Source organism: Nocardiopsis mangrovi (assembly GCF_042653925.1).
Lineage (GTDB): Bacteria > Actinomycetota > Actinomycetes > Streptosporangiales > Streptosporangiaceae > Nocardiopsis_B > Nocardiopsis_B mangrovi.
In genome coordinates this window covers 128,547-151,788 of the sequence record NZ_JBHSFQ010000013.1, presented here as the reverse complement: position 1 = coordinate 151,788, position 23,242 = coordinate 128,547, and the positions used below count along the sequence as shown (strand labels likewise).

Below are 23,242 nucleotides of genomic sequence, written 5' to 3'. Positions count from 1 at the left end.
GCGCCCGGACCGGGGGAGGCGCACCGGCGCCGGTCACGGTCCGGCGACAGAGGGGTCGGCGGGGCCCCGCGGGAGCCGCACGGTCACCGTGGTGCCCACTCCAGGCGCGGACTCGATGCCCACCGCCCCGCCGTGCGCGGTCGCGATCGCGTGGACGATGGCCAGGCCCAACCCGCTGCCGCCGCCCGGGGCGCGGTTGCCCCGGTGGAAGCGGTCGAAGGCGCGCCGCAGGTCCTCCGCGCCCATGCCCGGCCCGTCATCGGCCACCTCCAGTACCGCCGAGCCGTCGTCGGCGCGCAGCCGCACCGTGGCCGACGTGCCCTCAGGGGTGTGCTCGCCGACATTGGCGAGCAGGTTCGCCAGGATCTGCCGGAACCGCGCCTCGTCGGCGCGGCACGGCAGCCGCCCGGGTGCTTCGAGCGCGATGGGGCGGCCCGGCTCGACGGCGCGGGCGTCGGCCACCATCTCGCGCACCACCAGGGCCAGGTCGGCGTCGGCGAACTGCAGGGACCCGTTGCGGTCCAGGCGGGCGAGTTCGAGCAGCTCGGCGACGAGCCGGCTCATCCGCTCGGCCTCGTTCTCGATGCGGCGCATCGCCTCGGGCAGCTCGTCGTCGGGGATGGCCCCCTGCCGGTACAGCTCCGCGTAGCCGCGGATGGTGGTCAGCGGCGTCCGCAGCTCGTGGGAGGCGTCGGCGGCGAACGCGCGGACCCGCTCCTCCGACTCCCGCTGGGCGGCGAAGGCGAGTTCGATCCGGCGCAGCATCGTGTTGATGGCGGACGCCAGCCGCCCCACCTCGCTGTGCGACTCCGGGCCGGGCATGCGCACCGACATGTCGGAGCCCGAGCTGATGCGGTTGGCCGCGGTCGCCATCCGCCCCAGGGGCTCCAGCCCCCGCACGATCAGCCAGCGCCCGGCCAGGGTCAGCCCGCCCAGCAGGAGGCCGGCGGTGATGAGCTGGGTGAGGACGAGCTGCCAGGAGTACTGCTCGCGGTCGCTGGCCGGCACACCGGTGACCATGATGGCCTCGGGGCGCAGCCGTACCGTCGTCCGGTGCGGGGACACGCCGTCCTCGGGCCCGTCCAGCTCGAAGATCTCGCCGGTGCGCCCGTACGCCTCCAGTTCGGTGAGCGGCAGCGCCGCCAGCCGCTCCAGGACCACGTCCTCGCGGTCGGTGTCGCCGTACACCTGCGCGACCGTGCCGTTGGACGGGTCGAGCAGCACCACGAAGTACGGGGAGGGGCTCGGGGCGTCGACGCCCACCGGCGGGGTGTCGTTGTCGAGCCGGACCATCGCGCGCTCGGCGGCCAGGACCAGCTGGGCGTCGATGCGGTCGGTGATGAAGGTGCGCAGCGTCACGAACCCCACGACACAGGTGACCAGCAGACCCGCCCCGGTCACCGCGAGCAGGCCGATGAGGAGGCGCGAGCGCAGCCGGCCGTGGAGCATCTAGGCGCTGTCCCGGATCCGGAGGGCGTAGCCCACTCCCCGCTGCGTGTGGATCAGCGCGGGGCCGAGGGGGTCGAGCTTGCGCCGCAGGTAGCTGACGTAGGTCTCGACGATCTGCGACTGGCCGGCGTAGTCCCAGCCCCACACGTTCTCCAGCAGCTGGGCGCGGGTCAGCACCTGCCCGGCGTTGCTCATCAGGTAGGCCAGCAGCCGGAACTCGGTCGGGGACAGCTCGATCGGCACGCCTCCGCGGCGCACCGTCCACGTGCGCTCGTTGAGCTCCAGGTCGGCGACGCGCAGCACCCCGTGCTCGTCGCGGGCCGAATCGGCCGCGTGCTCGTCGCGGCGCGCACGGCGCAGGAGCGCGTGGATGCGGGCGATCAGCGCCTCGACGGAGAACGGCTTGGTGACATAGTCGTCGCCGCCCAGCGACAGCCCCGTGACGGTGTCGGAGGGGGTGTCGCGAGCGGTGAGGTAGATCACCGGTACGTCGTTGCCGGAATCGCGCAGCCGTCGGCAGACGTCGAAGCCCGTGATGTCCGGGAGCAGCACATCGAGCAGGATGAGGTCGGGGCGGCGCTCGCGGGCGAGCCCGAGGCCTTCGCCGCCGGTCTCGGCGGTGGTCACGCCGAAACCGTGGAAGCGCAGCGCGGCCTGCACCAGATCCCGGATGTTGGGTTCGTCGTCGATCACGAGCACATGGGGGCGTGTCGCGGTCTCGGTCATCTCTCACCTCGGTCGGGATCCAGGGGCCGCCTGGCCGGGGCCTCCCATGATGCCGTAGACCGCCGGAAGGCCCGCGCGCCGGTGGCGGTGGGGGAATGACAAGGGACGGCGGAGCGCCCCATGCCCGCCGTCCCTTCGGCACCGCCGCGGCTCGGCGCACTAGAGCGCGGCGCGTGCGGTGCCGTGTGTCCGGATCCGCCCCCACCCGGCGCGGCCCGGACGGCGCACGTCGCGGCGTCGCCCCCGAGGAGGGGCGAGACGACCGCCGTGCGCGGTCCAAAGCCCACGATGCCGGTTCAAGCTGGGACGACACCGAGCATCCGCTGAGAAATCGCTGAGTCCGGGGCCGAACGCCAGGGAGCGTGACGGAGTCTCGGTGTGGAGGACGGCCACACCGAGACCCCGCTCACGGACATAGTTCTACCCCCGACGCGCCCCGGCTCACGCACCGCCGCCGGATGGAGCGGGGAACGGGCCGCGACGTGCGGGATCCGGTGTCCTCCGGCTCCCGGCGGGCCGGGCGGGGGGATAGCCTGGCACCGTGCGAATCGCGACGTGGAATGTGAACAGTGTCCGGGCGCGCGCCGAGCGCGTCTCCGCCTGGGTGGAGCGCAGCGACGTCGACGTCGTCGCCGTCCAGGAGACCAAGGCCCGCGACGACCAGTTCCCCACGGAGCTGTTCACGGACCTCGGCTACGAGGTCGCCCATCACGGGCTCTCGCAGTGGAACGGTGTGGCGCTGCTCTCCCGGGTCGGCCTGGAGGACGTCCGCGTGGGCTTCCCCGACCAGCCCGGCTTCGGCGACCCCGAGGAGCCCGAGGCCCGTGCCATCGGCGCCGTCTGCGGCGGGGTCGAGGTCTGGAGCCTGTACGTGCCCAACGGCCGTGAGATCGACGCCCCGCACTACGGCTACAAGCTCCGCTGGCTCGACCGGCTGCGCGCCTACGGCGCCGGCCGCCTCGCCGCCGATCCGGCCGCGCAGGTCGCGCTGTGCGGCGACTTCAACGTCGCCCCGCAGGACGACGACGTCTGGGACATGGCGGTCTTCGAGGGCAAGACCCACGTGACCAAGGCCGAGCGCGAGGCGTTCGCCGCCGTGGTCGACGCCGGGTTCGCCGATGTCGCCCGCCCCTACACCCCCGGCCCTGGCGTCTACACCTTCTGGGACTACCAGCAGCTCTCCTTCCCGAAGAAGAAGGGCATGCGGATCGACTTCGTCCTCGCCTCGCCCGCGCTCGCCTCGCGGGTGTCGGGTGCGATGATCGACCGCCAGGAGCGCAAGGGCAAGGGCGCCTCCGACCACGCGCCGGTCATCGTCGACCTCGACGGGGCCGCGCCGGCGGGGGAGTGAGCTTCCCGGACCCGCGCGGGGCGCCGCACGGCGCCCGGCCGCCCGGCATCGATACCCTCGGCACGTGACTTCGACAACGGCGCCGCGCATCGCGGTATTCGGCAGCATCAACATGGACCTCGTCGCCTACGTCGACACCGCCCCCGCGAGCGGCGAGACCGTTTCGGGCAACCGCTTCGCGCAGATCCCCGGCGGCAAGGGCGCCAACCAGGCGGTGGCCGCGGCGCGGGCCGGCGGCGACGTCTCCTTCTTCGGCGCAGTGGGCGACGACGCCTTCGGCACGCAGTTGCGGAGCAACCTCGTCGAGACCGGGATCGAGGTGTCGGAGATGCGCACCGTCCCGGGCTCCTCCGGCGTGGCGCACATCGTGGTCGAGGCCACCGGGGCGAACTCCATCATCTTCATCGCCGGCGCCAACGCCGCGATGACGGACGTGAGCGAGCGCGACCGCCGGCTGCTGGAGGGCAGCGCGGCGCTGCTGCTTCAGCTCGAACTGCCGATGGAGGGCGTCATCGCCGCGGCGCGGGCCGGCCGCGAGGCGGGCGTGCCGACCGTGCTGACCCCGGCGCCGGCGCGCGAGCTGCCCGCCGAGCTGATCGGCCTGGTCGACCTGCTCGTCCCCAACCAGCACGAGGCCGCGGCGATCACCGGCGAGCGCGAGCCCCGCGCCGCGCTGGCGGCGCTGCTGGGCCTGGTGCCCGAGGCGATCGTCACCCTCGGCGAGGAGGGGTCGCTCTACGGCCGCCGGGGCGCGGACCCCGTCCACGTGCCCGCCCTCCGCGTCGAGGCCGTCGACACCACGGCGGCGGGCGACACCTTCTGCGGCGCGTTCGCTGTCGCGCGCGCCGAGGGCCGTGCCCCCGAGGACGCCCTGCGCTTCGCCGCCGCGGCCTCGGCGCTCTCCGTGCAGCGCCTGGGCGCCAGCTCCTCGATGCCGAGGCGGGCCGATATCGAAAAGGCGATCGCAAAGGGCTGATCTCGGGATTCATGCCCATTGGCGGTGTTTCGCGTTTGACACGGCGGCCCGTCCGGTATGGGGTGTCAGGGTTCACCGACCATGAGAGCCGGGACGCCCCTAGTGAACGCGTACCCCTGTGGCGTCCTGCCCGCTGAAGGACATCCCCGATGAAGGACGAGCCACCGGAAGAGATCCACGAGGATCAGCTTCGCGATGAGACCGCCGAGCACGAGTTCCTCGCGGACGACAAGCACGGCGATACGTACGACGACGACTACGACCATGAGGAGGGCCCGAACGACGACGGCCAGTCCCGGACGGCCCGCCGGCGCGAGGAGCGGGCCAAGAAGCGCGGCCGGATGGCGGTGATCGTGTTCGCGGGTCTGGGCGCGGTCGTCGCCCTCGCGGTCGTGATCACCTCCTTCGCCCAGGGCACCGGCCCGTTCGAGGCGGCCGAGCGCCCGGATCCCCCGGAAGCGGTCGAGCGCCCCGACATCCCCGAATCCTCCCCCTCGGCATCCGCCTCGCCGTCGCTCAACGCGTCGCCGTCGGCGCGGCCCTCCCCCTCGGAGCTGCCCTCGATCGAGCCGGTCGAGTCGGCCGCCGTCCCCGAGGACACGCCCGAGGCCGACCCCGAGCCGGCCGAGGAGGAGGCCACGGCGCCGCCGAGGTCGGAGCAGCCCGAGAGCCCCGGCGGAGGGGAGACGCCCGAGGACCCGGAGACGGATACGCCGCCCAGTGCCCCCGAGTCCCCCGAGTCCCCCGGAGAGGAGCAGCCCCCGGAGGACGACGACTGCTGGTGGATCTTCTGCCCCGCCTGATCCGCCACCGCTCCTGATCCGCCACCGTTTCCGATCCAGCACCGGTTCCGATCCGGCACCGCGGTCCGGCCCCCTGCCACCGCTTCCAGCGCGGCGGCGGCCCGCCGCACCGCGCCCCACCCTGCGTTCCGCCCCTGATCTCGGCCTCCGTGCCATCCCTGCAACCGATGGCACGTCTTCCCTTTCCCGCCGCCCGCGAACGCAACGGTGATCACCGACGCCTATCGCGAAGCCGGTGAAAAGAGGCTTTCGGGCGCCTTTCAGTGTTGAGTGCGTCACATTCGCCTGCCCGGATTCCCTGCTCTCCGGGGGTTGGCGGCGATCGGCCCCCTACCGCCGGGGTGTCACGGAACGCACCGTCATCTACCGTTCAGCTGAGATACGTCCGCCGCACCGCGCCCCACCCTGCGTTCCGCCCCTGATCTCGGCCTCCGTGCCATCCCTGCAACCGATGGCACGTCTTCCCTTTCCCGCCGCCCGCGAACGCAACGGTGATCACCGACGCCTATCGCGAAGCCGGTGAAAAGAGGCTTTCGGGCGCCTTTCAGTGTTGAGTGCGTCACATTCGCCTGCCCGGATTCCCTGCTCTCCGGGGGTTGGCGGCGATCGGCCCCCTACCGCCGGGGTGTCACGGAACGCACCGTCATCTACCGTTCAGCTGAGATACGTCCGCCGTGCCGCCCCCCACCACGGACGTCCGACCGACGACCCGGCCGCACCCCACCGGCCCCGCACGGAGCCGCGCGGACCGGGTCGACCCCACGAGTAGTCAGCGATCCGAATGAGCGGAGACCAACGACGGCCGGACGGCTTATCACGGCGCGACCGGCGAAAACAGGAGCGGCTGCGCAAGCGCCGGCGGACCATGGTCGTAGGCGGCCTGGTCGCCGGGCTCGCCGTGGTCGGCGGAGTCACCCTGGTCGGCATGGACCTGGCCGGGGGCGCCGACGACGTACGGGTCGGTGACCCGCCCGCCGCCGATTGGCAGGGCGCGACGCCCAGCGCCGACAGTGGCGGGGCGTCGCCGGTGCCGCCCGAACCCGGCGCCAGCGGTGCCGCCGAGGTGCGTCCCGGGGCTCCCCCGGCGGCGCCCGGACAGCAACCGCCCGCGGACGACGGCGGGGCCGGTGCCCCGGCTCCGGAGCCCGGGCCCGAGGAGCCGGACGATCCGGGCGGTGACGACCCCGGCGACGATCCCCGGCCCACGGGGCGGCCGACCGTCGAGCCGCCCGACCCCGAGCCCACCGGGCCCGATCCGAGCGACCCCGACCCGGGGCCCGACCCGGACCCCACCGATCCCACCGACGACGATGACCACGGCGGCGGGGGGTGGGGACCGCGCAGCTCCACCGCCTCGCCCGCGCCTACCCCTACTCCCTGAGGCGGCGGCCGCCGGAGCGCGCGAAGGGGTGCCCCGCGAGGGAGCGCCCCTTCCGCGTGCAGCTCCACCGTTCCGCCCGCGCCTACCCTTACTTCGTGAGGCGGCGGCCGCCGGAGCGCCCCTTCCGCGTGTCCCCGGTACCCGCGCCGCGGCGGGCACCGGGACCGTGTCACATCTGGTCGGGCGAGCGCACCCCCAGCAGGTCCAGGCCCTGCACCAGGGTGTGCAGGGTCGCCGCGGTCAGCGCCAGGCGGGACGCGCGCACCTCGGGGTCGCCGGCGGCGAGCACCGGGCAGTGCTCGTAGAACGCCGTGAACGCCTGGGCCAGGTCGAACAGGTACCCGCACAGCCGGTGCGGCTCCAGGACCTCGCCCACCTGTGCCACCGTGGGGCCGAACCCCAGCAGCGCCAGGGCGAGGGTCCGCTCGGCGGGCTCGGTGACCGTGATCGGGCCGGCCGCGTCGCGCGGGTCGAGCCCGCCGGTGCGGAAGATCGACTTGATCCGCGCCGTGGCGTACTGGAGGTAGGGGCCGGTGTTGCCGGTCAGCGCGAGCATGCGGTCGAAGTCGAAGACGTACTCGGTGTCGTGCGACACCGACAGGTCGGCGTACTTCACCGCGCCGATGCCGACCTCGCGGGCGATCGCGGCGCGCGTGGCGTCGTCGAGGTCGGGGCGGCTGGTGTCGACCACCTTCCGCGCCCGCTCGACCGCCTCGTCGAGCAGCGCCATCAGCCGGATCGGCTGCCCGCTGCGCGTGCGCAGGATCTTGCCGTCGGAGCCCAGGACGTTGCCGATCTGGACGTGGACGGTCTCGACCTCGGGCGGCAGCCACCCCGCCTTGCGCGCCGTGGCCCACATCATCTGGAAGTGGGTGGCCTGCGGCGCACCCACGACGTAGATGATGCGGTCGGCGCCGAGGTCGTCGACCCGGTGGCGGACGGTGGCGAGGTCGGTGGTGCCGTAGTTGTAGCCGCCGTCGCTCTTGCGGATGATGAGCGGCACCGGCTTGCCCTCGCGCCCGGTGAAGCCGTCGAGGAACACGCACAGCGCGCCCTCGCTCAGCACGGCGATGCCGGCGTCCTCCAGGGCGTCGCAGACCCCGGCGAGGTCGTCGTTGTAGGTGCTCTCGCCGGCCAGGTCGGCGTCGGTGAGGGTGACGTCGAGCCTGGAGTAGACCTTGTTGAAGTAGATCTTGGAGAGGTCGATCAGCTCCTGCCACAGGCGCAGGGTGCCGGGGTCGCCGCCCTGGAGGGCCACCACGCGCTTGCGGGCCCGCGCCGCGAACTCCTCCGACGCGTCGAACTTGGCCTTGGCGGCCTGGTAGAAGGCGTTGGGGTCGGTCTTCAGCAACTCGGCGTCGGGGGAGTCCTCGCCCACCTCCAGCAGGTGCTCGATGAGCATCCCGAAGGGGGTCCCCCAGTCGCCGATGTGGTTCTGCCGGATGACGTCGTGCCCGAGGAACTCCAGGGTGCGCGCCAGGGCGTCGCCCACGACCGTGGTGCGCAGGTGGCCGACGTGCATCTCCTTGGCGACGTTGGGCGCGGAGTAGTCGATGGGGATGGTCTGCGACGGCGGCCGGGGGACCCCGAGCCGGGGGTCGGCGAGCACGGCCTGGGCCTGCGCGGCGACCCAGTCCTCGCGCAGCGTCATGTTGATGAAGCCGGGGCCGCTGATCTCGACCTCTCGGCACACGTCCGCCAGATCCAGGCGCGCGACGACCTCGGCGGCGACGTCGCGCGGCTTTCGGCCGAGCCGCTTGGCCAGCGGGAGCGCCACGTTGGCCTGGTAGTCGGCGAATTGGGAGGGGCGGATGACGGGGTCGGTCTCGGCGTGGTCGGCACCGAAGGCGGCGCCGAGCGCGGACTGGACCCGTTGCGAGAGAATTTCCTGCGGGTCGGCCATTGCCTCAGCCTACCGACACCTCCCCACCGACGGTGCCTGAGCTGCGATGCCGCAGGCGCTGCACCGCGAGGACCGCGGGCCACCACAGCAGCGCCGGCACCGCGCCGGCCGGCAGGAACCACGGCACCCGCCACGCGGGCGACGGCCCCTGCCCGCCGCCCTGCCCGGCGGCCTGCGCGGCGCGGGCGGCGCCCTCGCCGCCGGCGGTCAGCGACCACGCCAGGAACGCGTCGCCCACCGGCAGCACACCCCCGAGATAGCGCCGCTGCCCGCCCGCCTCGACCGCGACGCCGCTCGCCTCGGCCATCCCGGTCAGCGCCCGGGCGGCCGCGACGTCGCCGAACAGGACGGCGTCGCCCAGTGCCACCGTGCTCGCCGACGCCGACAGCCCCAGGACGAGCGGGCCGGAGTCGACGTCGCCGGGTGAGTCGTCGCCCCGCGGGAACTCGCGCGTCCCGGGCACCATCGCCGCCCCGGACGCGAACGTCCGGCGGAACTCGCGGTGGTCGGCGGCGGCCCACTCGGGGTCGATCTCGGCGAGGAAGCGCAGCAGGAGCGCCTGCGAGCTGCCGCGGGCCCCTTGCAGCGGGGCGCCGGTGGCGGGATCGGCGCTGTGCGGTACCAGGCCGGTGGCGGGGTCGAGCCGCTTGCGCACCGCCGCGCTCCAGCGGTCGATCGTGGCGGCGTGGGCGCCGGCGCCGCGCAGCCGGTCGTCGAGGCGCAGCGCGGCGACCCCCACCACGCTGTCGACCGGCCAGGCGGCGCCGGGATAGGCCATGAGGTAGGGGGTGCCGTCGTCGAGGGCGGCGTCGAAGGCGGCGCGCAGCTCCTCGGTGTCGGCGGCGAGCTCCCGCGCCTCCTCGGGGGCGGCGCCGGGGCCGCCCGCCAGCTCCACGATCCGCCCGCGCAGCCAGGCGGTCCACCCCGCGTGGAAGACACCGTGGGCGGGGGCGGCATCGGCGGGGAAGGGGGCCCGGCCCGCACCGGATTCGGCGCGCTCCAGCGCCCAGCGGGCCTCGGCGAGGGCGTCGTCGCGCAGAGCGGGGTCGAGCACCCCGGTGTTCACCCGGGTGAGGCCGTAGAGGACGTGGGTGAACAGGTACCCCTCCGGGAACAGCGCCTGCATGCGCTCCCCGGCGCCGTCGTCCAGCCGCGCCCGCACGAACGCCAGCCGGGGCAGCGCGTCGGCGGCGACCGCCGGGCCGTCGCGGTCGAGTGGGGAGGGGGTGAACGAGCGCGCGGTGGTGACGCCCGCCAGGACGGTCGCGGCGGTGGCGACGAGCACCAGCAGGAGAGCGGCGATCCGGTGCCGCCGGGGCGTCCGGCCGGGACCGAGGGGAGGGCGGATCATCGATCCATTATGGGGACCCGCATCGGCCCCGGGGCCGTCGTCCCGCGGGCGGGGGTGGGACCGGGCGGCGCGTGCGTCACCGGCCACGCCGACCGCTACCTCACCACCGGTGAACTCCCGCCGCGCCGCCCGCGCTACTCGTCGCTCTGGCTGAGGCGGTGCAGCCAGCCGGACGAGCGTGCGGTGGCCCCGAGCCGGCGGCGGACCTGCTCCACGATCCGGCCGCCGGCGAGCTCGTGGGCGAGCAGGCAGGCGCGCGCGATCCCGTTGGCGCTGCTGGACCCGTGGGCGATCACCACGGTGCCGTTGAGCCCGAGCAGCACCGCGCCGCCGTAGGTCTCGCTGTCGAGGCGGGTCCGCAGCTCACGCAGTGACCTGCGCTGGAGCAGCGCGCCCGCCTTGGCGATCCGGCTGGAGGTGAGCGCGTCGGTGACCGCCTCGAACGCGAACCGCACCGCGCCCTCGACCGACTTGAGCGCGACGTTGCCGGTGAAGCCGTCGGTGACCACCACGTCCACCTCGCCCGCGAGCAGGTCGTGGCCCTCGATGTTGCCGCGGAAGTCCAGCGGCGGCGTGCCGGGCTCGGCCGATGTCGCGGTGAGCAGCTCGGCCGCCTTGCGCGCCAGGCGGTTGCCCTTGCCCGGCTCCGCGCCGATGGTGAGGATCCCCACGCGCGGCGCCGCCGCGCCGTGGGCCGTCTGCGCGTACGCGGCGCCCAGGTGGGCGAACTGCACGAGCATCTCGGGCTTGGCGTCGGCGTTGGCGCCGGCGTCGAGCAGGATCGTGGGGCGCGGGTGGGTGGGCAGCACCACGGCGAGGGCGGCCCGGAGCACACCGGGCTGGGTGCGCAGGCGCACGGTCGAGGTGGCCACCACGCCCCCGGTGGAGCCGGCCGATACCAGGGCGGCGGCGTCGCCCTGCCGGATCAGCTTGCACGCCATGGCGACGCTGGAGCGGGGGCGCCGCCAGCTGGTCAGGGCGCCCTCGTGCATGGCGAGGGCGTCCTCGGCGTGGACGACCGGGATCAGGCCGGTGGCGTCCTCCTCGGCCAGCAGGGCGGTGACCTCGGGGGACCGGCCGATGAGGACGGGGCGCAGGCCGTGCTCGCGGACGGCGAGCACGGCGCCCTTGACGACCTCCCCGGGGGCGTTGTCGCCGCCCATGGCGTCGAGCGCGATCACCGGCGCGGCGGCCGCCGCCGGCCGGTTCTTCGCCTGGGGTGCGCCGCTCACGTGGTGTCCTCGCTCTCGAAGGTGTGCCCGGGGGGTGCGTGCCGAGCCGCGCCGTTCCGACTTCCCGCCCTTCGGCCAGGCTATGCCTCCTCGAGCCGGTCTCTTGCCAGCGTCCATGCCCTGGGGCGATCATGGCCCGGCGGGCGAGATGCCTGGTCACGACATGCTTCGGGTGATTTGGATAGAAATGAAGCAGATCGGGTACATCCGTCTGCTGGCCGGGGCGGAGACCACTCTCCGTTCCGGCGGCATAACCGCATTGTTCACGTCAGAGGCGGGCGTTCGGCGTGTGAAACACGCCGGATCCGCCGGGTCAGGGCTGCCCGCACCACCCCGTCGGGCGGCCCGTCGACTTCATGAAGGGAGACGCGTGAGCTTGACGCACGACGCGGCACCGACCCCGTCCACCGGGCGCCGGTTTCGTGCCTACACGACCAAGCACTTGGACGAGCTGACCGCTCGGGCCGGTCTCGGTGCCGATGAGCGCCTTGCGGTGCGCGCGGTCGCATCGGTGCTTCCGTTCCGGGTCAACAGCTACGTCATCGACGAGCTGATCGACTGGGACGCCGCCCCCGACGACCCGATCTACCGGCTCGTCTTCCCGCAGGCCGACATGCTGCCGCACGACGATGTCGCCGGGATCGCCGACCTGCTGCGCCGGGACGCGCCGCGCAAGGAACTCAACGCCGCCGCCAACCGGGTCCGGGCGAAACTCAACCCGCACCCGGCGGGCCAGATGGATCTGAACGTCCCCAAGATCGGCGAGAACGACCCGCTTGAGGGCATGCAGCACAAGTACGCCGAGACCGTACTCTTCTTCCCCAAGCAGGGTCAGACCTGCCACGCCTACTGCACCTACTGCTTCCGGTGGGCGCAGTTCGTGGGCGAGCCCGACCTCAAGTTCGCCTCCAGTGAGATCGACCACCTCGTCCGCTACCTCCACGCGCACCCCGAGGTCACCAGCGTCCTGATCACGGGCGGCGACCCGATGATCATGGGCGAGGGCGTCCTCTCGCGCTACATCGAACCGCTCCTCCAGGTGGACACCCTGGAGTCCATCCGGATCGGCACCAAGTCGCTCGCCTACTGGCCGCAGCGCTTCACCACCGACCCCGACGCCGACGACACCCTGCGGCTGTTCGAACGGGTCGTGGAATCCGGCAAGAACCTCGCGTTCATGGCGCACTTCTCGCATCCCAACGAGATGGCGCCCACCCTCGTCCACGACGCGGTGCGCCGCATCCGCGGCACGGGCGCGATCATCCGCACACAGGCACCGCTCATCCGCACCATCAACGACGACTCGGCGACCTGGGAGAGCATGTGGCGCACCCACGTGCGCCACGGCATGGTGCCGTACTACATGTTCGTCGAGCGCGACACCGGCCCGCAGGACTACTTCGCGGTCCCGCTGGCCCGGGCCTACGAGATCTTCCGCGGCGCCTACACCAGGGTGTCCGGCCTGGCCCGCACCGTGCGCGGGCCGTCGATGTCGGCCACCCCGGGCAAGGTCTGTGTCGACGGCACCGCCGAGATCGCGGGGGAGAAGGTCTTCGTCCTCCGCTTCATCCAGGCGCGCGACCCGGAACTGGTCGGCAAGCCCTTCTTCGCCAAGTACGACGAGAAGGCGGCGTGGCTCTTCGACCTCGAACCGGCCCTGGGCGCCACCCGCTTCCCCTATGAGCAGGCCCCGCCGGAACCCGCGGCCGGCCTGGCCGCTCCGGCGGTCCCCGTCCCGTCCCCGTAGCGGTCGGACGATCCGACCCGTTCAAGCCCCCGGCCGCTTCAAGGCGCCGGGGGCGCGCACATGGGGTGCCCGGGACGGGAATTTCCGGCTTCGGAACCGCGTCTCAGTGCGCACGGGGCCATAATCGTGCCCTTGCCCACGGTTCGGTCGGCCGCCGTCGCGGCGGTTCACCCATGGACGCGAAATGGGGATACGCCTATGGACGGCTGGCACGACTGGTTCGGGTTGTACGTCGTCGACGCGGACCGCCTCCCCCTGTTCAGCTTCTTCGTCGCGTTCGTCGCGGGGTTCCTGCTCATCCGGGTCAGCGTCCGGCTGATCCGCGCCCGCGTCCGCTGGTGGCCCGGCAACGTGCGCCCCGGCGGCCTGCACATCCACCACGTCGTCTTCGGCGTGGCGTTCATGCTGCTCGGCGGGGTCTCCGCGCTGCTGATCACCGATCGCGACGGCGCCCCGATCGTGCTGGCCGCCGCACTGTTCGGGCTGGGCGCGGCCCTCGTCCTGGACGAGTTCGCGCTGATCCTGCACCTGCGCGACGTCTACTGGACCGAGCAGGGGCGCACCTCCGTCGACGCCGTGTTCGTGGCGATCGCTCTCACCGGACTGCTGCTCACCGGGTTCCGGCCGTTCGGCTGGGACGAGGTGCGCGCGGCCGGCCCGGGCGGCACCCCGGTGCAGCTCGGCCTGGTCGCCCTGGCCCTCGTCAACCTGGCCGGATCGGTCCTCAGCCTGCTCAAGGGCAAGATCTGGACCGGTATCACGGGGGTGTTCGTCCCCGCCATCTCGGTGATCGCGGCGCTGCGGCTGGCGGTCCCCGGATCGCCGTGGGCCCGCTGGTACTACCCCGAGGGGTCGGCCAAGCTGCGCCAGGCGCAATGGCGCGACGAGCGGGTGCGCCGCCCGCTGATCCGCGCGAAGATCCGGTTCCAGGAGGCCATCGCCGGCCGGCACGACCTCGACGCCGCGGCGGCCGACCCCGCGCCCGCCCCGGCCCTCAGATCCCCGGCCGCCCCGTGATGCGCTGAGAGCGCTCGATTACAGTGGGCGGGCTATGGCAGCGCACCTGACGAACACGACAGCGACCGCACGGCAGCCGCGCGGGCTCGCCATCGGCATCGACATCGGCGGCACCAAGGTGGCGGCCGGGGTGGTCACCCCGACCGGCCGGGTCCTCGCGCGGCGCCGCACCGAGACCCCGGACAAGAGCAAGAGTCCCAAGGTGGTCGAGGACACCATCGCCGGGCTCGTCGAGGAGCTGCGCGCCGACTGCTCCGTGAGCGCGGTGGGCGTGGCCGCGGCCGGGTTCGTCGACGAGCGCCGCGCCAGCGTGCTGTTCGCGCCGCACCTGGCCTGGCGGCACGAGCCCCTGCGCGACGCGCTGCGGACCCGCCTGGGCCTGCCGGTCGTGGTGGAGAACGACGCCAACGCCTCGGCGTGGGCCGAGGTGTGCGTCGGCGCCGGGCGCGACGTCCGCGACGTCGTCGTGGTCAACCTCGGCACCGGCATCGGCGGGGCCGTCGTCATCGACGGCCGGCTCTACCGGGGCCGCCACGGGATCGCGGGGGAGTTCGGGCACATGACGGTCGTGCCCAACGGCCACCGCTGCGAGTGCGGCAACCGCGGGTGCTGGGAGCAGTACGCCAGCGGGCACTCGGTCACCCGCGAGGCCCGCGAACTGGTGGCAGCGGACTCCCCGGTGGCGCGGACCCTGGTCCAGGCGGTGGGCGGCGACGCGTCGCTCATCACCGGGACCCTCGTCAGCGAGCTGGCCGCGAAGGGCGACCGCGCCTGCGTCGAGCTGCTGGAGGACGCCGGGACCTGGCTCGGCGTGGGGCTGGCCAACCTCGCCGCGGCGTTCGACCCCGAGCTGTTCGTCATCGGCGGCGGGGTCTCCGAGTGCGGCGACCTGCTGCTGGAGCCCGCGCGCCGGTCCTTCCGCCGCGCCCTCACCGGGCGCGGCTACCGCCCCGAGGCCCGGATCGCCGCCGCCGAACTCGGCAACGAGGCGGGGCTCATCGGCGTCGCCGACCTGGCCCGCGAAGCCCTCCCGCGCCGCCGCCAGGGGCGCCGGCAGAGGGGGCTGAGCGACTGCAACGGGCGCCGGGGGCGCTGACCGGGCGGGACCGCCGGCGGTCGCCGGTAGGTTTGCGGTCGGATCGGGGCGATCGTCCTGGAAACGGCGGGGGAAGGCGGCGGCTGCGGGGGACGACGCCGCCTCTGCGGAGCTCGGCCGGCTGAACGAGGCGGTCGAGGACGGCGACGCCTTGGAGGAGTTCGCCGGATCGGGGCCCGACGGCCTGGAGCTCGACTGGGACGCGATCGCCGCGGTCCTCCCGGCGCTGCGGGAGCCGGTCCTGGGCGCCGGGTGGCCGCCGCTCGGCGGGATCGACGCCGCCGTCAAGGCGTGCCCGGCGAGCTACCTGGGCATCGCCGAGGAGATCCGCCTGGGGCTGAACGACCTGGAGAACGGCGACCACGACGCCCGGGTCCCGTTCAGGCGGTCAGGGTGAGTTCGAAGGTGTAGAGCGAGGCGCGGTACACGTGGGAGCCGGCCTCCACGACGCGGCCGGTGTCGTCGTAGACCGTGCGGTCCATGGTGAGCAGCGGAGCCCCGCGGGTCTCGCCCAGCATGCGCGCCTCGCCGGCGGTGGCGCCGCGGGCGCCGATGGCCTGGGAGGCGATCTTCAGGTTGGCGCCGGCCGCCCGGATCAGGTTGTAGAGGCCGGTCCCGGCGAGCGCGTCCGCCGACAGCTCCACCAGGCCCAGCGGCAGGTGGTTGTGCATGATCGCCAGTGGTTCCTCGCCCGCGTAGCGCAGCCGTTCCAAGGTGTAGACCTCGGTGTCCGGTGCGACCTCCAGCGCCGCCGCGACGGCGTCGGACGCGGGCTCCACTCTGAGGTCCAGGACCTCCGTGCGGGGGCGCTGCCCGGCGCGCGCGAGGTCGTCGTAGAGGCTCGACAGCTCGACGGGGCGGCGCACGCGCGGGGTCACGACCTGCGTCCCCACCCCCCGCTTGCGCACCAGCATCCCGCGGTCGACGAGGTATTCGATCGCGCGGCGCAGGGTGGGCCGCGACAGGCCGAGGCGGTCGGCGAGGACGATCTCGTTCTCCAGCCGGGTCCCGGCGGGCAGCGCGCCCGTGCGGATGCGCTGCTCCATCTCCTGCGCGACCTGGAAGTACAGAGGGACCGGGCTGTTCCGGTCGAGGGTCATCGACAGCGGTGACTCGGTCACGTGTCTCCGTTCTGCGGAAGGGGCGCGGTGCGGTGGCGGGATCCCCGCTGCGGGCCGGGACGGCCGCTCCCAGGCGCTCCCCATACTACGGACCTCCTCTTATTGACCGCATATTACTACGTCCATATGTCTAGACAAAGTCTTGACAGTGCCGCCGCGGGAAGCGTACAAACGTCTCCAGTGGTGTGACCCACGGAACACATGGGTGAGACGCAGGTCAAAGCGGAGGAGGACCGCCATGCGGATCGGTCTCGTCGGCGCCGGCAGGATCGGGGCGTCGCATGCCGCCGCCATCGCGGCGCGCCCCGAGGTCACCGAGCTGGTGGTGGCCGACACCGACGGCGCCCGCGCCCGCGAGGTCGCCGGCCGCATCGGCGCGCGCGCCGCCGACGACGTCGGCCTGCTGTTCGCCCCAGGGGCGGTCGACGGCCTGGTCATCGCCGCGGCGACCGCGGCCCACCCCGACCTCATCCTCGCCGGCGTGCGCGCGGGGACCCCCGTGTTCTGCGAGAAGCCGGTCGCCCCCGACATCGCCGCGACCGTCGAGGTGCTGCGCGAGGTCGACGAGCGCGGCGTCCCCGTGCACATCGGCTTCATGCGCCGCTTCGACCCCGGCTACCTGCGCGCCCGCCAGGCGCTGCGCGACGGCGAGATCGGCGACCTCCACCGGGTCCACGCCGTCACCGCCGACGCCGCGCCCCCGCCGGCCGGCTACCTGCCCGCATCGGGCGGCATCTTCCGCGACTGCCACGTGCACGACTTCGACATCCTGCGCTGGATCACCGGCCGCGAAGCCGTCGAGGTACACGCCTACGGGGCCAACCGCGGCGCCGACTACTTCGCCGCGGCCGGCGACGTCGACACCACCGCGGCGGTGCTGCTCCTGGACGACGGCACCCTCGCCACCCTCCAGGGCTCCCGCTACAACGGCGGCGGCTACGACGTCCGCATGGAGCTCGCCGGGACCGCCGGCACGATCGTCGTCGGCCTGGACGACCGGGCGCCCATGACCTCCGCCGAACGGGACACCGACTTCCCCCGCGAGCGCCCCTGGCCGGAGTTCTGGTCCCGGTTCACCCCCGCCTACGAAGCCGAGATCGACGCGTTCCTGCGCATGGTCGCCGACGGCGACGGCCGCAGCCCCTGCACCGTCGCCGACGCCCTCGAAGCCGTGCTGGTCGCCGAGGCCGCCGACCGCTCCATGCGCGAGGGGCGGCCCGTGCGGGTCGACAGCGTCCTGCCCGGCCGATGACCCGGCCGACGACCCGAGAACAGGAGGAGCCCCCCGGTCCCCGGCAGCGTGTCCGCCCCGAGCGGTGATCCGAAAGAGGAGCCGATGGCAGCCCCCGCCCCCTTCCCGCCCGCGCCCCGCAAGGAGGACCGCGCGGCCACCGCGCCGCGCGGCCCCGACACACCCGACGACGTCATCACGATGGGCCGGGTCGGCGTCGACATCTACCCCGACCAGATCGGGGTCGGGCTGGACCGGGTGTCGTCCTTCGGCAAGTACCTCGGCGGCACCGCGACCAACGTGGCGGTGGCCGCCGCCCGCTACGGCCGCCGGGCGGCGCTGATCACCCGGACCGGGGATGACGCCTTCGGCCGGTACGTGCACCAGGCGCTGGAGGGCTTCGGCGTCGACGATCGGTACGTCACCCCCGTCCCCGGCCGGCTGACCCCGGTGGCCTTCTGCGAGATCTTCCCGCCCGACGACTTCCCCCTCTACTTCTACGGCCGCGACCCCAAAGCCCCCGACCTGGAGATCCACGGGTCCGAGCTCGACCTCCCCGCCATCCGCGCCGCCCGCGTCTTCTGGGCCACCGGCACCGGCCTGTGCCAGGAGCCCAGCCGCTCGGCCACCCTCGACGCGCTCAGGGCGCGCGACCCCGGCACCCTCACCGTGCTCGACCTCGACTACCGGCCGATGTTCTGGGAGTCCCGCGACGAGGCCCGCCGATGGGTGCGCGAGGCGCTGCCGCACGCCTCCGTCGTCGCGGGCAACCTCGACGAGTGGAGCACGGCCGTCGGCACCGCCGACCCCCACGAGGCCGCCGCGGCGGCCCGCCGCCTGGGCGTCGGCCTCGCCGTCGTGAAACAGGGCCCCAAGGGCGTGCTCGCGGTCGACGACGGCGGCCCCGTCGAGGTCCCGCCGGTGCCGGTCGACGTCGTCAACGGCCTCGGCGCCGGCGACGCCTTCGGCGGCGCGCTCTGCCACGGCCTGCTCAGCGGGTGGGACACCGAGCGCGTCATGCGGTTCGCCAACGCCGCGGGCGCGATCGTGGCCTCCCGCATCCCCTGCTCGGCCGCCATGCCCACCGCCGACGAGGTCGAGGCCGCCATGGACGGGGTGCACCGTGCTGGCTGACCGGCTCCGCGACATCGTCGAGACCCGGGTGCACGACCCGGGCGCCGTCGCCGAGGCCGCCGCGCGCCGGACGCCCGCGCCCTCGCTCGTCGGCCCCAACGGCATGGCGATGATCGTCGCCGCCGACCACACCGCGCGCGGCGCCCTGCGCTCCGGCGACCGGCCCATGGCCATGGCCGACCGCGCCGACCTGCTCGGCCGCGTCTGCGCCGCGCTGGAGCGGCCCGGTGTCACCGGCGTCCTGGGCAGCGCCGACATCCTCGACGACCTGCTGCTCCTGGGCGCGCTCGACGGCAAGAACGTCTTCGGGTCGATGAACCGCGGCGGGCTCGCCGGAGCCGCGTGGGAGATCGACGACCGGTTCACCGGCTACGACGCCGCCGCCATCGCGGCCATGGGCTTCGACGGCGGCAAGATGCTGCTGCGCGTCGACTACGCCGACCCCGCCACCGCCCGCACCCTCGAAAGCTGCGCACACGCCGTCAACGAGCTGAACGACGCCCGGGTCACGGCCATGGTCGAACCGTTCATCTCATGCCGGGTCGACGGCACGGTGCGCAACGACCTGTCCACCGAAGCGGTCATCACGTCGGTCGCCATCGCCTCGGGCCTGGGCCGGGCCTCCGCCCGGACCTGGCTGAAGGTGCCCGTGGTCGACGGCATGGAGCGCGTCATGGCCGCCACGACCCTGCCCACCCTGCTGCTCGGCGGCGAGCTCGCCGCCGACCCCGAGGACACCTACGCCCGCTGGGGTGCGGCACTGAAACTCCCGGGCGTGAAGGGGCTGGCCGTGGGCCGGTCCCTGCTCTACCCGGCCGACGACGACGTCGTCGGCGCCGTCGACACCGCTGTGGGGCTGATGTGACCGCCACACCCACCTACCACCTCCCCGCCGGCGGCACCGCCGACGGCGCCTACCGCACCGTCGTCACCCCTGAATCCGCCGGGTGGGCCTACTCCGGCCTGCGGGTCCTCGACCTCGCCCCCGGCGGCGCCGCCGAGATCGCCACCGGCGACTCCGAGACCCTGGTGCTGCCGCTGTCGGGCGGGTGCACCGTCACGTGCGAGGGCGCGGAGTTCGACGTCGCCGGCCGCGACGACGTGTTCTCCCGCGTCACCGACTTCGTGTACCTGCCGCGCGACGCCCGCGCCACCGTGCGCAGCGCGGCCGGCGGCCGGTTCGCCCTGCCGTCGGCCCGCTGCGAACGCCGGCTGCCCGCCCGCTACGGGCCGGCCGGCGACGTCCCGGTGGAGCTGAGGGGTGCCGGGCAGTGCAGCCGCCAGGTGAACAACTTCTGCACCCCCGAGACCTTCGACGCCGACCGGCTGATCGCCTGCGAGGTGCTCACCCCCGGCGCCAACTGGTCGTCCTACCCGCCCCACAAGCACGACCAGGCCACGGCGACCGAATGCGAGCTGGAGGAGATCTACTACTTCGAGGTCGCACCGGGGCCCGCGGGCCCCGGCGTCGGCTACCAGCGCGTCTACGGCAGCCCCGGCCGCCCGATCGACGTCTTCGCCGAGGTCCGCAGCGAGGACGTCGTGCTCATCCCGCACGGCTGGCACGGCCCCTCCATGGCCGCGCCCGGCCACGACCTCTACTACCTCAACGTCATGGCCGGACCCGGCGCCGAGCGCGCCTGGCTCATCTGCGACGACCCCGCCCACGGCTGGATCCGCGACACCTGGGCCGGCCAGGACACCGACCCCCGCCTGCCCCTCTACACGGCACAGGGCCGGCGCGCGGGCCACCGGCGGGCCGACCACGGACAGGACAGGTGAGCGCGGTGACCGATACCGTCCGGCTGACCACCGCGCAGGCGCTGGTCCGCTTCCTGGCGGCGCAGTACTCCGAGCGCGACGGCACCGAGCAGCGGCTGATCCCCGCGATGTGGGGCATCTTCGGCCACGGCAACGTCGCCGGGATCGGGCAGGCGCTCCTCCAGGCCGCCACCACCGGCGACGCCGACCTGCCCTACCACCTCGCCCGCAACGAGCAGGGCATGGTGCACACCGCGGCGGCCTTCGCCAAGGCCCGCGACCGGCTCCAGACGTTCGCCTGCACCGCCTCCACCGGGCCGGGGTCCACCAACATGGTCACCGGCGCGGCCCTGGCCACGAGCAACCGCGTCCCCGTGCTGCTGCTGCCCAGCGACATGTTCGCCACCCGCGCCCCCGACCCCGTCCTCCAGCAGCTGGAGGACGCGCGCGGCGGCGACGTCACCGTCAACGACGCCTTCCGGCCGGTGTCGAAGTACTTCGACCGGATCACCCGCCCCGAGCAGCTGATCCCGGCCGCGCTGGCCGCGATGCGGGTGCTCACCGACCCCGCCGAGACCGGCGCCGTCACCCTCTGCCTGCCCCAGGACGTGCAGGCCGAGGCCCACGACTGGCCGGCCGCGTTCCTCCGCCGCCGGGTCTGGCACATCGACCGGCCACAGCCCGACCCCGCCGCCGTGGCGCGCGCGGTCGAGGCGCTGCGCGGGGCCGCCCGGCCGCTGATCGTGGCGGGCGGCGGGGTCGTGTACTCCGGGGCGATGGCGGAGCTGCGCGCGCTCGCCGACGCCACCGGGATCCCCGTCGCCGACACCCACGCCGGCAAGGGGGCGCTGGCCTGGGACCACCCGTGCGCCGTCGGCGGGATCGGCTCCACGGGCACTTCGGCCGCCAACACCCTCGCCCGCGAAGCCGACGTCGTGCTCGGGGCCGGCACCCGCTACAGCGACTTCACCACCGCCAGCCACACGGTCTTCGCCGACCCCGGGGTGCGGTTCGTCAACCTCAACATCGCCCGCCTCGACGCCGCCAAGCACTCCGCGGTCCAGGTGGTCGCCGACGCCCGCGCCGGGCTGGCGGCGCTCACCGCCGGGCTCGCCGGATGGCGGGTCGAACCCGGGCACCGGCGGCGCACCCGCGCGCTGGCCGCCGATTGGGCCGCGGCGGCCGACGCCTGCCGCACGGTCGACCACGGGCCGCTGCCTGCCCAGACGGCGGTGCTCGGCGCCCTCAACGACACCCTCGACGACCGCGACGTCGTGATCAACGCCGCCGGGAGCATGCCCGGCGACCTCCAGATGCTCTGGCGGGCCCGCGACCCCAAGAGCTACCACGTCGAGTACGCGTACTCCTGCATGGGCTACGAGGTCGCGGCCGGCACCGGCGTCAAGCTGGCCGCGCCGGACCGCGAGGTGGTCGTCCTGGTCGGCGACGGCTCCTACCTGATGATGTCCCAGGAGATCGCGACCATGGTCGCCGAGGGGATCAAGGTCGTCATCGTCGTGGTGCAGAACCACGGCTTCGCCTCGATCGGGTCGCTCTCCGAATCCCTGGGGTCGCAGCGGTTCGGCACCGGCTACCGCTACCGCGACCCCCGCAGCGGGCTGCTCGACGGCGAGGTCCTCCCCGTCGACCTCGCCGCCAACGCCGCCAGCCTCGGCGCCCGGGTGATCCGCGCCGACGGCATCAAGGGGTTCCGCGACGCCGTCGAACGCGCCAAGGCCGCCGCCACCACCACGGTCGTGCACATCGACACCGACCCCCACGGCCCCAACCCGCCCTCGACCGCCTGGTGGGACGTGCCCGTGAGCGAGGTCTCCGACCTCGGCAGCACGCGCACCGCCGCCGCCACCTACGCCCAGGAGAAGCGCGACCAGCGGCACTACCTGTGACACCCCCGAATGGGCTACAGCGAAGGACGAGGTCATGACCGAAAAACTGGTCCTCGGATCCGCCCCCGACTCCTGGGGCGTGTGGTTCCCGCAGGACGAGCACCAGACGCCCTGGAACCGGTTCCTGGACGAGCTGACCGAGGCCGGCTACGACTGGCTCGAACTCGGCCCCTACGGCTACCTGCCCACCGACCCCGCCCGGCTCGCCGACGAGGTCGGGCGCCGCGGCCTGAAGGTGTCCGGCGGCACCGTGTTCGGCAACCTGCACCGGGCCGACGCCTGGGACGGCATGCTCGCGACCGTCCGCAAGGTCGCGGAGCTCACCGCCGCCGTGGGAGCCCACCACCTGGTCTTCATCCCGCCGATGTACCGCGACGAGAAGACCGGCGCGTTCACCGAGTCCCCCACCCTCGACGCCGACGCGTGGGCCACGCTGCACAAGGGCGCCGACGAGCTGGGCCGGATCCTGCGCGACGACTACGGCATCCGGCTGTGCCTGCACTCCCACGCCGACTCCCACATCCAGACCCAGCCCGAGATCGAGCGGTTCCTCGACGGCACCGACCCCGATCTGGTGTCGCTGTGCCTGGACACCGGGCACGTCGCCTACGGGGGCGGCGACGCGGTCGACCTCATCCGCCGCTACGCCGGGCGCATCGGGTATGTGCACATCAAGCAGATGGACCCCGGGGTGCTGCGCCAGGTCGCCGAGGAGGAGCTGTCCTTCGGCGAGGCCGTCAAGCGCGGGGTGTGCGTGGAGCCGCCCGCCGGCGAGCCCGCCCCCGCCGCCGTCATCGAGGCGCTGGAGGAGGTCGACGCCCGGGTCTTCGTGATCGTGGAGCAGGACCTCTACCCCTGCGATCCCGGTGTCCCGCTGCCCATCGCGCGGCGCACCCGCGCCTACCTCAACGGTTGCGGGCTCGGCGCCCGCCACCAGCGGGCGTGATCCCCGGGCCCGCGCCGCACGTCGCGCGCGGCACCCGCCCGTACCGTCCCCGAAAGGGCCGAACCAGCACCCCGTCCCCCCACTCACCCTCCGGTAGGAACCTGCGAGGC

General features: G+C 73.9%; 20 protein-coding genes. 14 read left to right on the top strand and 6 right to left on the bottom strand.

The window, feature by feature from the left end; genetic code table 11:
- Nucleotides 1-33 precede the first annotated feature (33 nt).
- Complete coding sequence (locus ACFO4E_RS15210; RefSeq protein WP_378575107.1) at nucleotides 34-1,449, bottom strand: sensor histidine kinase; 1,416 nt, start codon at nucleotides 1,447-1,449, stop codon at nucleotides 34-36.
- A complete protein-coding gene (locus ACFO4E_RS15205) occupies nucleotides 1,450-2,175 on the bottom strand; it encodes a response regulator transcription factor (protein ID WP_378575105.1) in 726 nt (241 codons plus the stop codon).
- A 541-nt stretch (nucleotides 2,176-2,716) separates the two neighbouring features.
- Here ACFO4E_RS15205 and ACFO4E_RS15200 point away from each other — a divergent pair.
- The 4 genes from ACFO4E_RS15200 (at nucleotide 2,717) to ACFO4E_RS15185 (ending at nucleotide 6,686) form a co-directional block, all read left to right on the top strand.
- A complete protein-coding gene (locus ACFO4E_RS15200) occupies nucleotides 2,717-3,526 on the top strand; it encodes an exodeoxyribonuclease III (protein ID WP_378575103.1) in 810 nt (269 codons plus the stop codon).
- 64 nt (nucleotides 3,527-3,590) lie between these two features.
- Nucleotides 3,591-4,502 carry a ribokinase gene (gene rbsK, locus ACFO4E_RS15195; protein WP_378575100.1) on the top strand — a complete coding sequence of 304 codons (912 nt, stop codon included), beginning with the start codon at nucleotides 3,591-3,593 and terminating at the stop codon, nucleotides 4,500-4,502.
- A 149-nt stretch (nucleotides 4,503-4,651) separates the two neighbouring features.
- Nucleotides 4,652-5,305 carry a hypothetical protein gene (locus tag ACFO4E_RS15190; RefSeq protein WP_378575097.1) on the top strand — a complete coding sequence of 218 codons (654 nt, stop codon included), beginning with the start codon at nucleotides 4,652-4,654 and terminating at the stop codon, nucleotides 5,303-5,305.
- Nucleotides 5,306-6,086: 781 nt separating this feature from the next.
- On the top strand, nucleotides 6,087-6,686 hold the full coding sequence (locus ACFO4E_RS15185) for a hypothetical protein (RefSeq protein WP_378575095.1): 600 nt from the start codon (nucleotides 6,087-6,089) through the stop codon (nucleotides 6,684-6,686).
- A gap of 169 nt (nucleotides 6,687-6,855) precedes the next feature.
- Here ACFO4E_RS15185 and argS read toward each other — a convergent pair whose 3' ends face one another.
- The 3 genes from argS to plsX all read right to left on the bottom strand — a co-directional run bounded on the left by argS (nucleotide 6,856) and on the right by plsX (nucleotide 11,172).
- Complete coding sequence (gene argS / locus ACFO4E_RS15180) at nucleotides 6,856-8,589, bottom strand: arginine--tRNA ligase (protein ID WP_378575093.1); 1,734 nt, start codon at nucleotides 8,587-8,589, stop codon at nucleotides 6,856-6,858.
- A gap of 4 nt (nucleotides 8,590-8,593) precedes the next feature.
- Nucleotides 8,594-9,940 (bottom strand): hypothetical protein, encoded by a 1,347-nt coding sequence (locus ACFO4E_RS15175; RefSeq protein ID WP_378575091.1) that lies wholly within the window; start codon nucleotides 9,938-9,940, stop codon nucleotides 8,594-8,596.
- 134 nt (nucleotides 9,941-10,074) lie between these two features.
- Entirely contained in the window at nucleotides 10,075-11,172 is a 1,098-nt protein-coding gene (plsX, locus tag ACFO4E_RS15170; protein WP_378575090.1) for a phosphate acyltransferase PlsX, read from the bottom strand.
- A 370-nt stretch (nucleotides 11,173-11,542) separates the two neighbouring features.
- On the opposite strand from plsX, the gene ACFO4E_RS15165 reads away from it, so the two are divergent.
- The 4 genes from ACFO4E_RS15165 (at nucleotide 11,543) to ACFO4E_RS15150 (ending at nucleotide 15,429) form a co-directional block, all read left to right on the top strand.
- Nucleotides 11,543-12,919 carry a KamA family radical SAM protein gene (locus tag ACFO4E_RS15165; RefSeq protein WP_378575088.1) on the top strand — a complete coding sequence of 459 codons (1,377 nt, stop codon included), beginning with the start codon at nucleotides 11,543-11,545 and terminating at the stop codon, nucleotides 12,917-12,919.
- A gap of 198 nt (nucleotides 12,920-13,117) precedes the next feature.
- Complete coding sequence (locus ACFO4E_RS15160) at nucleotides 13,118-13,936, top strand: hypothetical protein (RefSeq protein WP_378575086.1); 819 nt, start codon at nucleotides 13,118-13,120, stop codon at nucleotides 13,934-13,936.
- Nucleotides 13,937-13,970: 34 nt separating this feature from the next.
- Nucleotides 13,971-15,032: an ROK family glucokinase gene (locus tag ACFO4E_RS15155; RefSeq protein WP_378575084.1), complete on the top strand. Its 1,062-nt coding sequence runs from the start codon at nucleotides 13,971-13,973 to the stop codon at nucleotides 15,030-15,032.
- 151 nt (nucleotides 15,033-15,183) lie between these two features.
- Nucleotides 15,184-15,429: a hypothetical protein gene (locus ACFO4E_RS15150; RefSeq protein WP_378575081.1), complete on the top strand. Its 246-nt coding sequence runs from the start codon at nucleotides 15,184-15,186 to the stop codon at nucleotides 15,427-15,429.
- Here the strand turns inward: ACFO4E_RS15150 and ACFO4E_RS15145 are convergent.
- The gene (locus tag ACFO4E_RS15145) at nucleotides 15,413-16,153 is read right to left on the bottom strand and encodes a GntR family transcriptional regulator (protein WP_378575079.1); all 741 of its coding nucleotides are present in this window, start codon (nucleotides 16,151-16,153) and stop codon (nucleotides 15,413-15,415) included. The two genes, ACFO4E_RS15150 and ACFO4E_RS15145, sit on opposite strands and share 17 nt — an antisense overlap.
- A 238-nt stretch (nucleotides 16,154-16,391) precedes the next feature.
- On the opposite strand from ACFO4E_RS15145, the gene ACFO4E_RS15140 reads away from it, so the two are divergent.
- The 6 genes from ACFO4E_RS15140 to ACFO4E_RS15115 all read left to right on the top strand — a co-directional run bounded on the left by ACFO4E_RS15140 (nucleotide 16,392) and on the right by ACFO4E_RS15115 (nucleotide 23,132).
- Nucleotides 16,392-17,405, top strand: a complete 1,014-nt coding sequence (locus ACFO4E_RS15140; RefSeq protein WP_378575076.1) for a Gfo/Idh/MocA family protein — start codon at nucleotides 16,392-16,394, stop codon at nucleotides 17,403-17,405.
- A gap of 84 nt (nucleotides 17,406-17,489) precedes the next feature.
- Nucleotides 17,490-18,518, top strand: coding sequence for a 5-dehydro-2-deoxygluconokinase (gene iolC / locus ACFO4E_RS15135; RefSeq protein WP_378575073.1), 1,029 nt, complete (start codon nucleotides 17,490-17,492; stop codon nucleotides 18,516-18,518).
- The gene (locus tag ACFO4E_RS15130; RefSeq protein ID WP_378575070.1) at nucleotides 18,508-19,383 is read left to right on the top strand and encodes a Cgl0159 family (beta/alpha)8-fold protein; all 876 of its coding nucleotides are present in this window, start codon (nucleotides 18,508-18,510) and stop codon (nucleotides 19,381-19,383) included. The genes iolC and ACFO4E_RS15130 overlap by 11 nt, the downstream gene beginning before the upstream one ends.
- Nucleotides 19,380-20,300 (top strand): 5-deoxy-glucuronate isomerase, encoded by a 921-nt coding sequence (iolB, locus tag ACFO4E_RS15125; protein WP_378575068.1) that lies wholly within the window; start codon nucleotides 19,380-19,382, stop codon nucleotides 20,298-20,300. Before ACFO4E_RS15130 ends, iolB begins: the two co-directional genes overlap by 4 nt.
- Before the next feature lie 5 nt (nucleotides 20,301-20,305).
- Complete coding sequence (gene iolD / locus ACFO4E_RS15120) at nucleotides 20,306-22,186, top strand: 3D-(3,5/4)-trihydroxycyclohexane-1,2-dione acylhydrolase (decyclizing) (RefSeq protein ID WP_378575065.1); 1,881 nt, start codon at nucleotides 20,306-20,308, stop codon at nucleotides 22,184-22,186.
- Nucleotides 22,187-22,220: 34 nt separating this feature from the next.
- Nucleotides 22,221-23,132, top strand: coding sequence for a TIM barrel protein (locus ACFO4E_RS15115; RefSeq protein ID WP_378575063.1), 912 nt, complete (start codon nucleotides 22,221-22,223; stop codon nucleotides 23,130-23,132).
- The last annotated feature ends 110 nt before the right edge of the window (nucleotides 23,133-23,242 follow it).

Bases quoted from the DNA above. Each gene is read 5' to 3' on its own strand.
- ACFO4E_RS15210 (WP_378575107.1), bottom strand. From the start codon at position 1,449: ATGCTCCACGGCCGGCTGCGCTCGCGCCTCCTCATCGGCCTGCTCGCG.
- ACFO4E_RS15205 (WP_378575105.1), bottom strand. From the start codon at position 2,175: ATGACCGAGACCGCGACACGCCCCCATGTGCTCGTGATCGACGACGAA.
- ACFO4E_RS15190 (WP_378575097.1), top strand. From the start codon at position 4,652: ATGAAGGACGAGCCACCGGAAGAGATCCACGAGGATCAGCTTCGCGAT.
- ACFO4E_RS15185 (WP_378575095.1), top strand. From the start codon at position 6,087: ATGAGCGGAGACCAACGACGGCCGGACGGCTTATCACGGCGCGACCGG.
- argS (WP_378575093.1), bottom strand. From the start codon at position 8,589: ATGGCCGACCCGCAGGAAATTCTCTCGCAACGGGTCCAGTCCGCGCTC.
- ACFO4E_RS15175 (WP_378575091.1), bottom strand. From the start codon at position 9,940: ATGATCCGCCCTCCCCTCGGTCCCGGCCGGACGCCCCGGCGGCACCGG.
- ACFO4E_RS15160 (WP_378575086.1), top strand. From the start codon at position 13,118: ATGGACGGCTGGCACGACTGGTTCGGGTTGTACGTCGTCGACGCGGAC.
- ACFO4E_RS15155 (WP_378575084.1), top strand. From the start codon at position 13,971: ATGGCAGCGCACCTGACGAACACGACAGCGACCGCACGGCAGCCGCGC.
- ACFO4E_RS15140 (WP_378575076.1), top strand. From the start codon at position 16,392: ATGCGGATCGGTCTCGTCGGCGCCGGCAGGATCGGGGCGTCGCATGCC.
- iolC (WP_378575073.1), top strand. From the start codon at position 17,490: ATGGCAGCCCCCGCCCCCTTCCCGCCCGCGCCCCGCAAGGAGGACCGC.
- ACFO4E_RS15115 (WP_378575063.1), top strand. From the start codon at position 22,221: ATGACCGAAAAACTGGTCCTCGGATCCGCCCCCGACTCCTGGGGCGTG.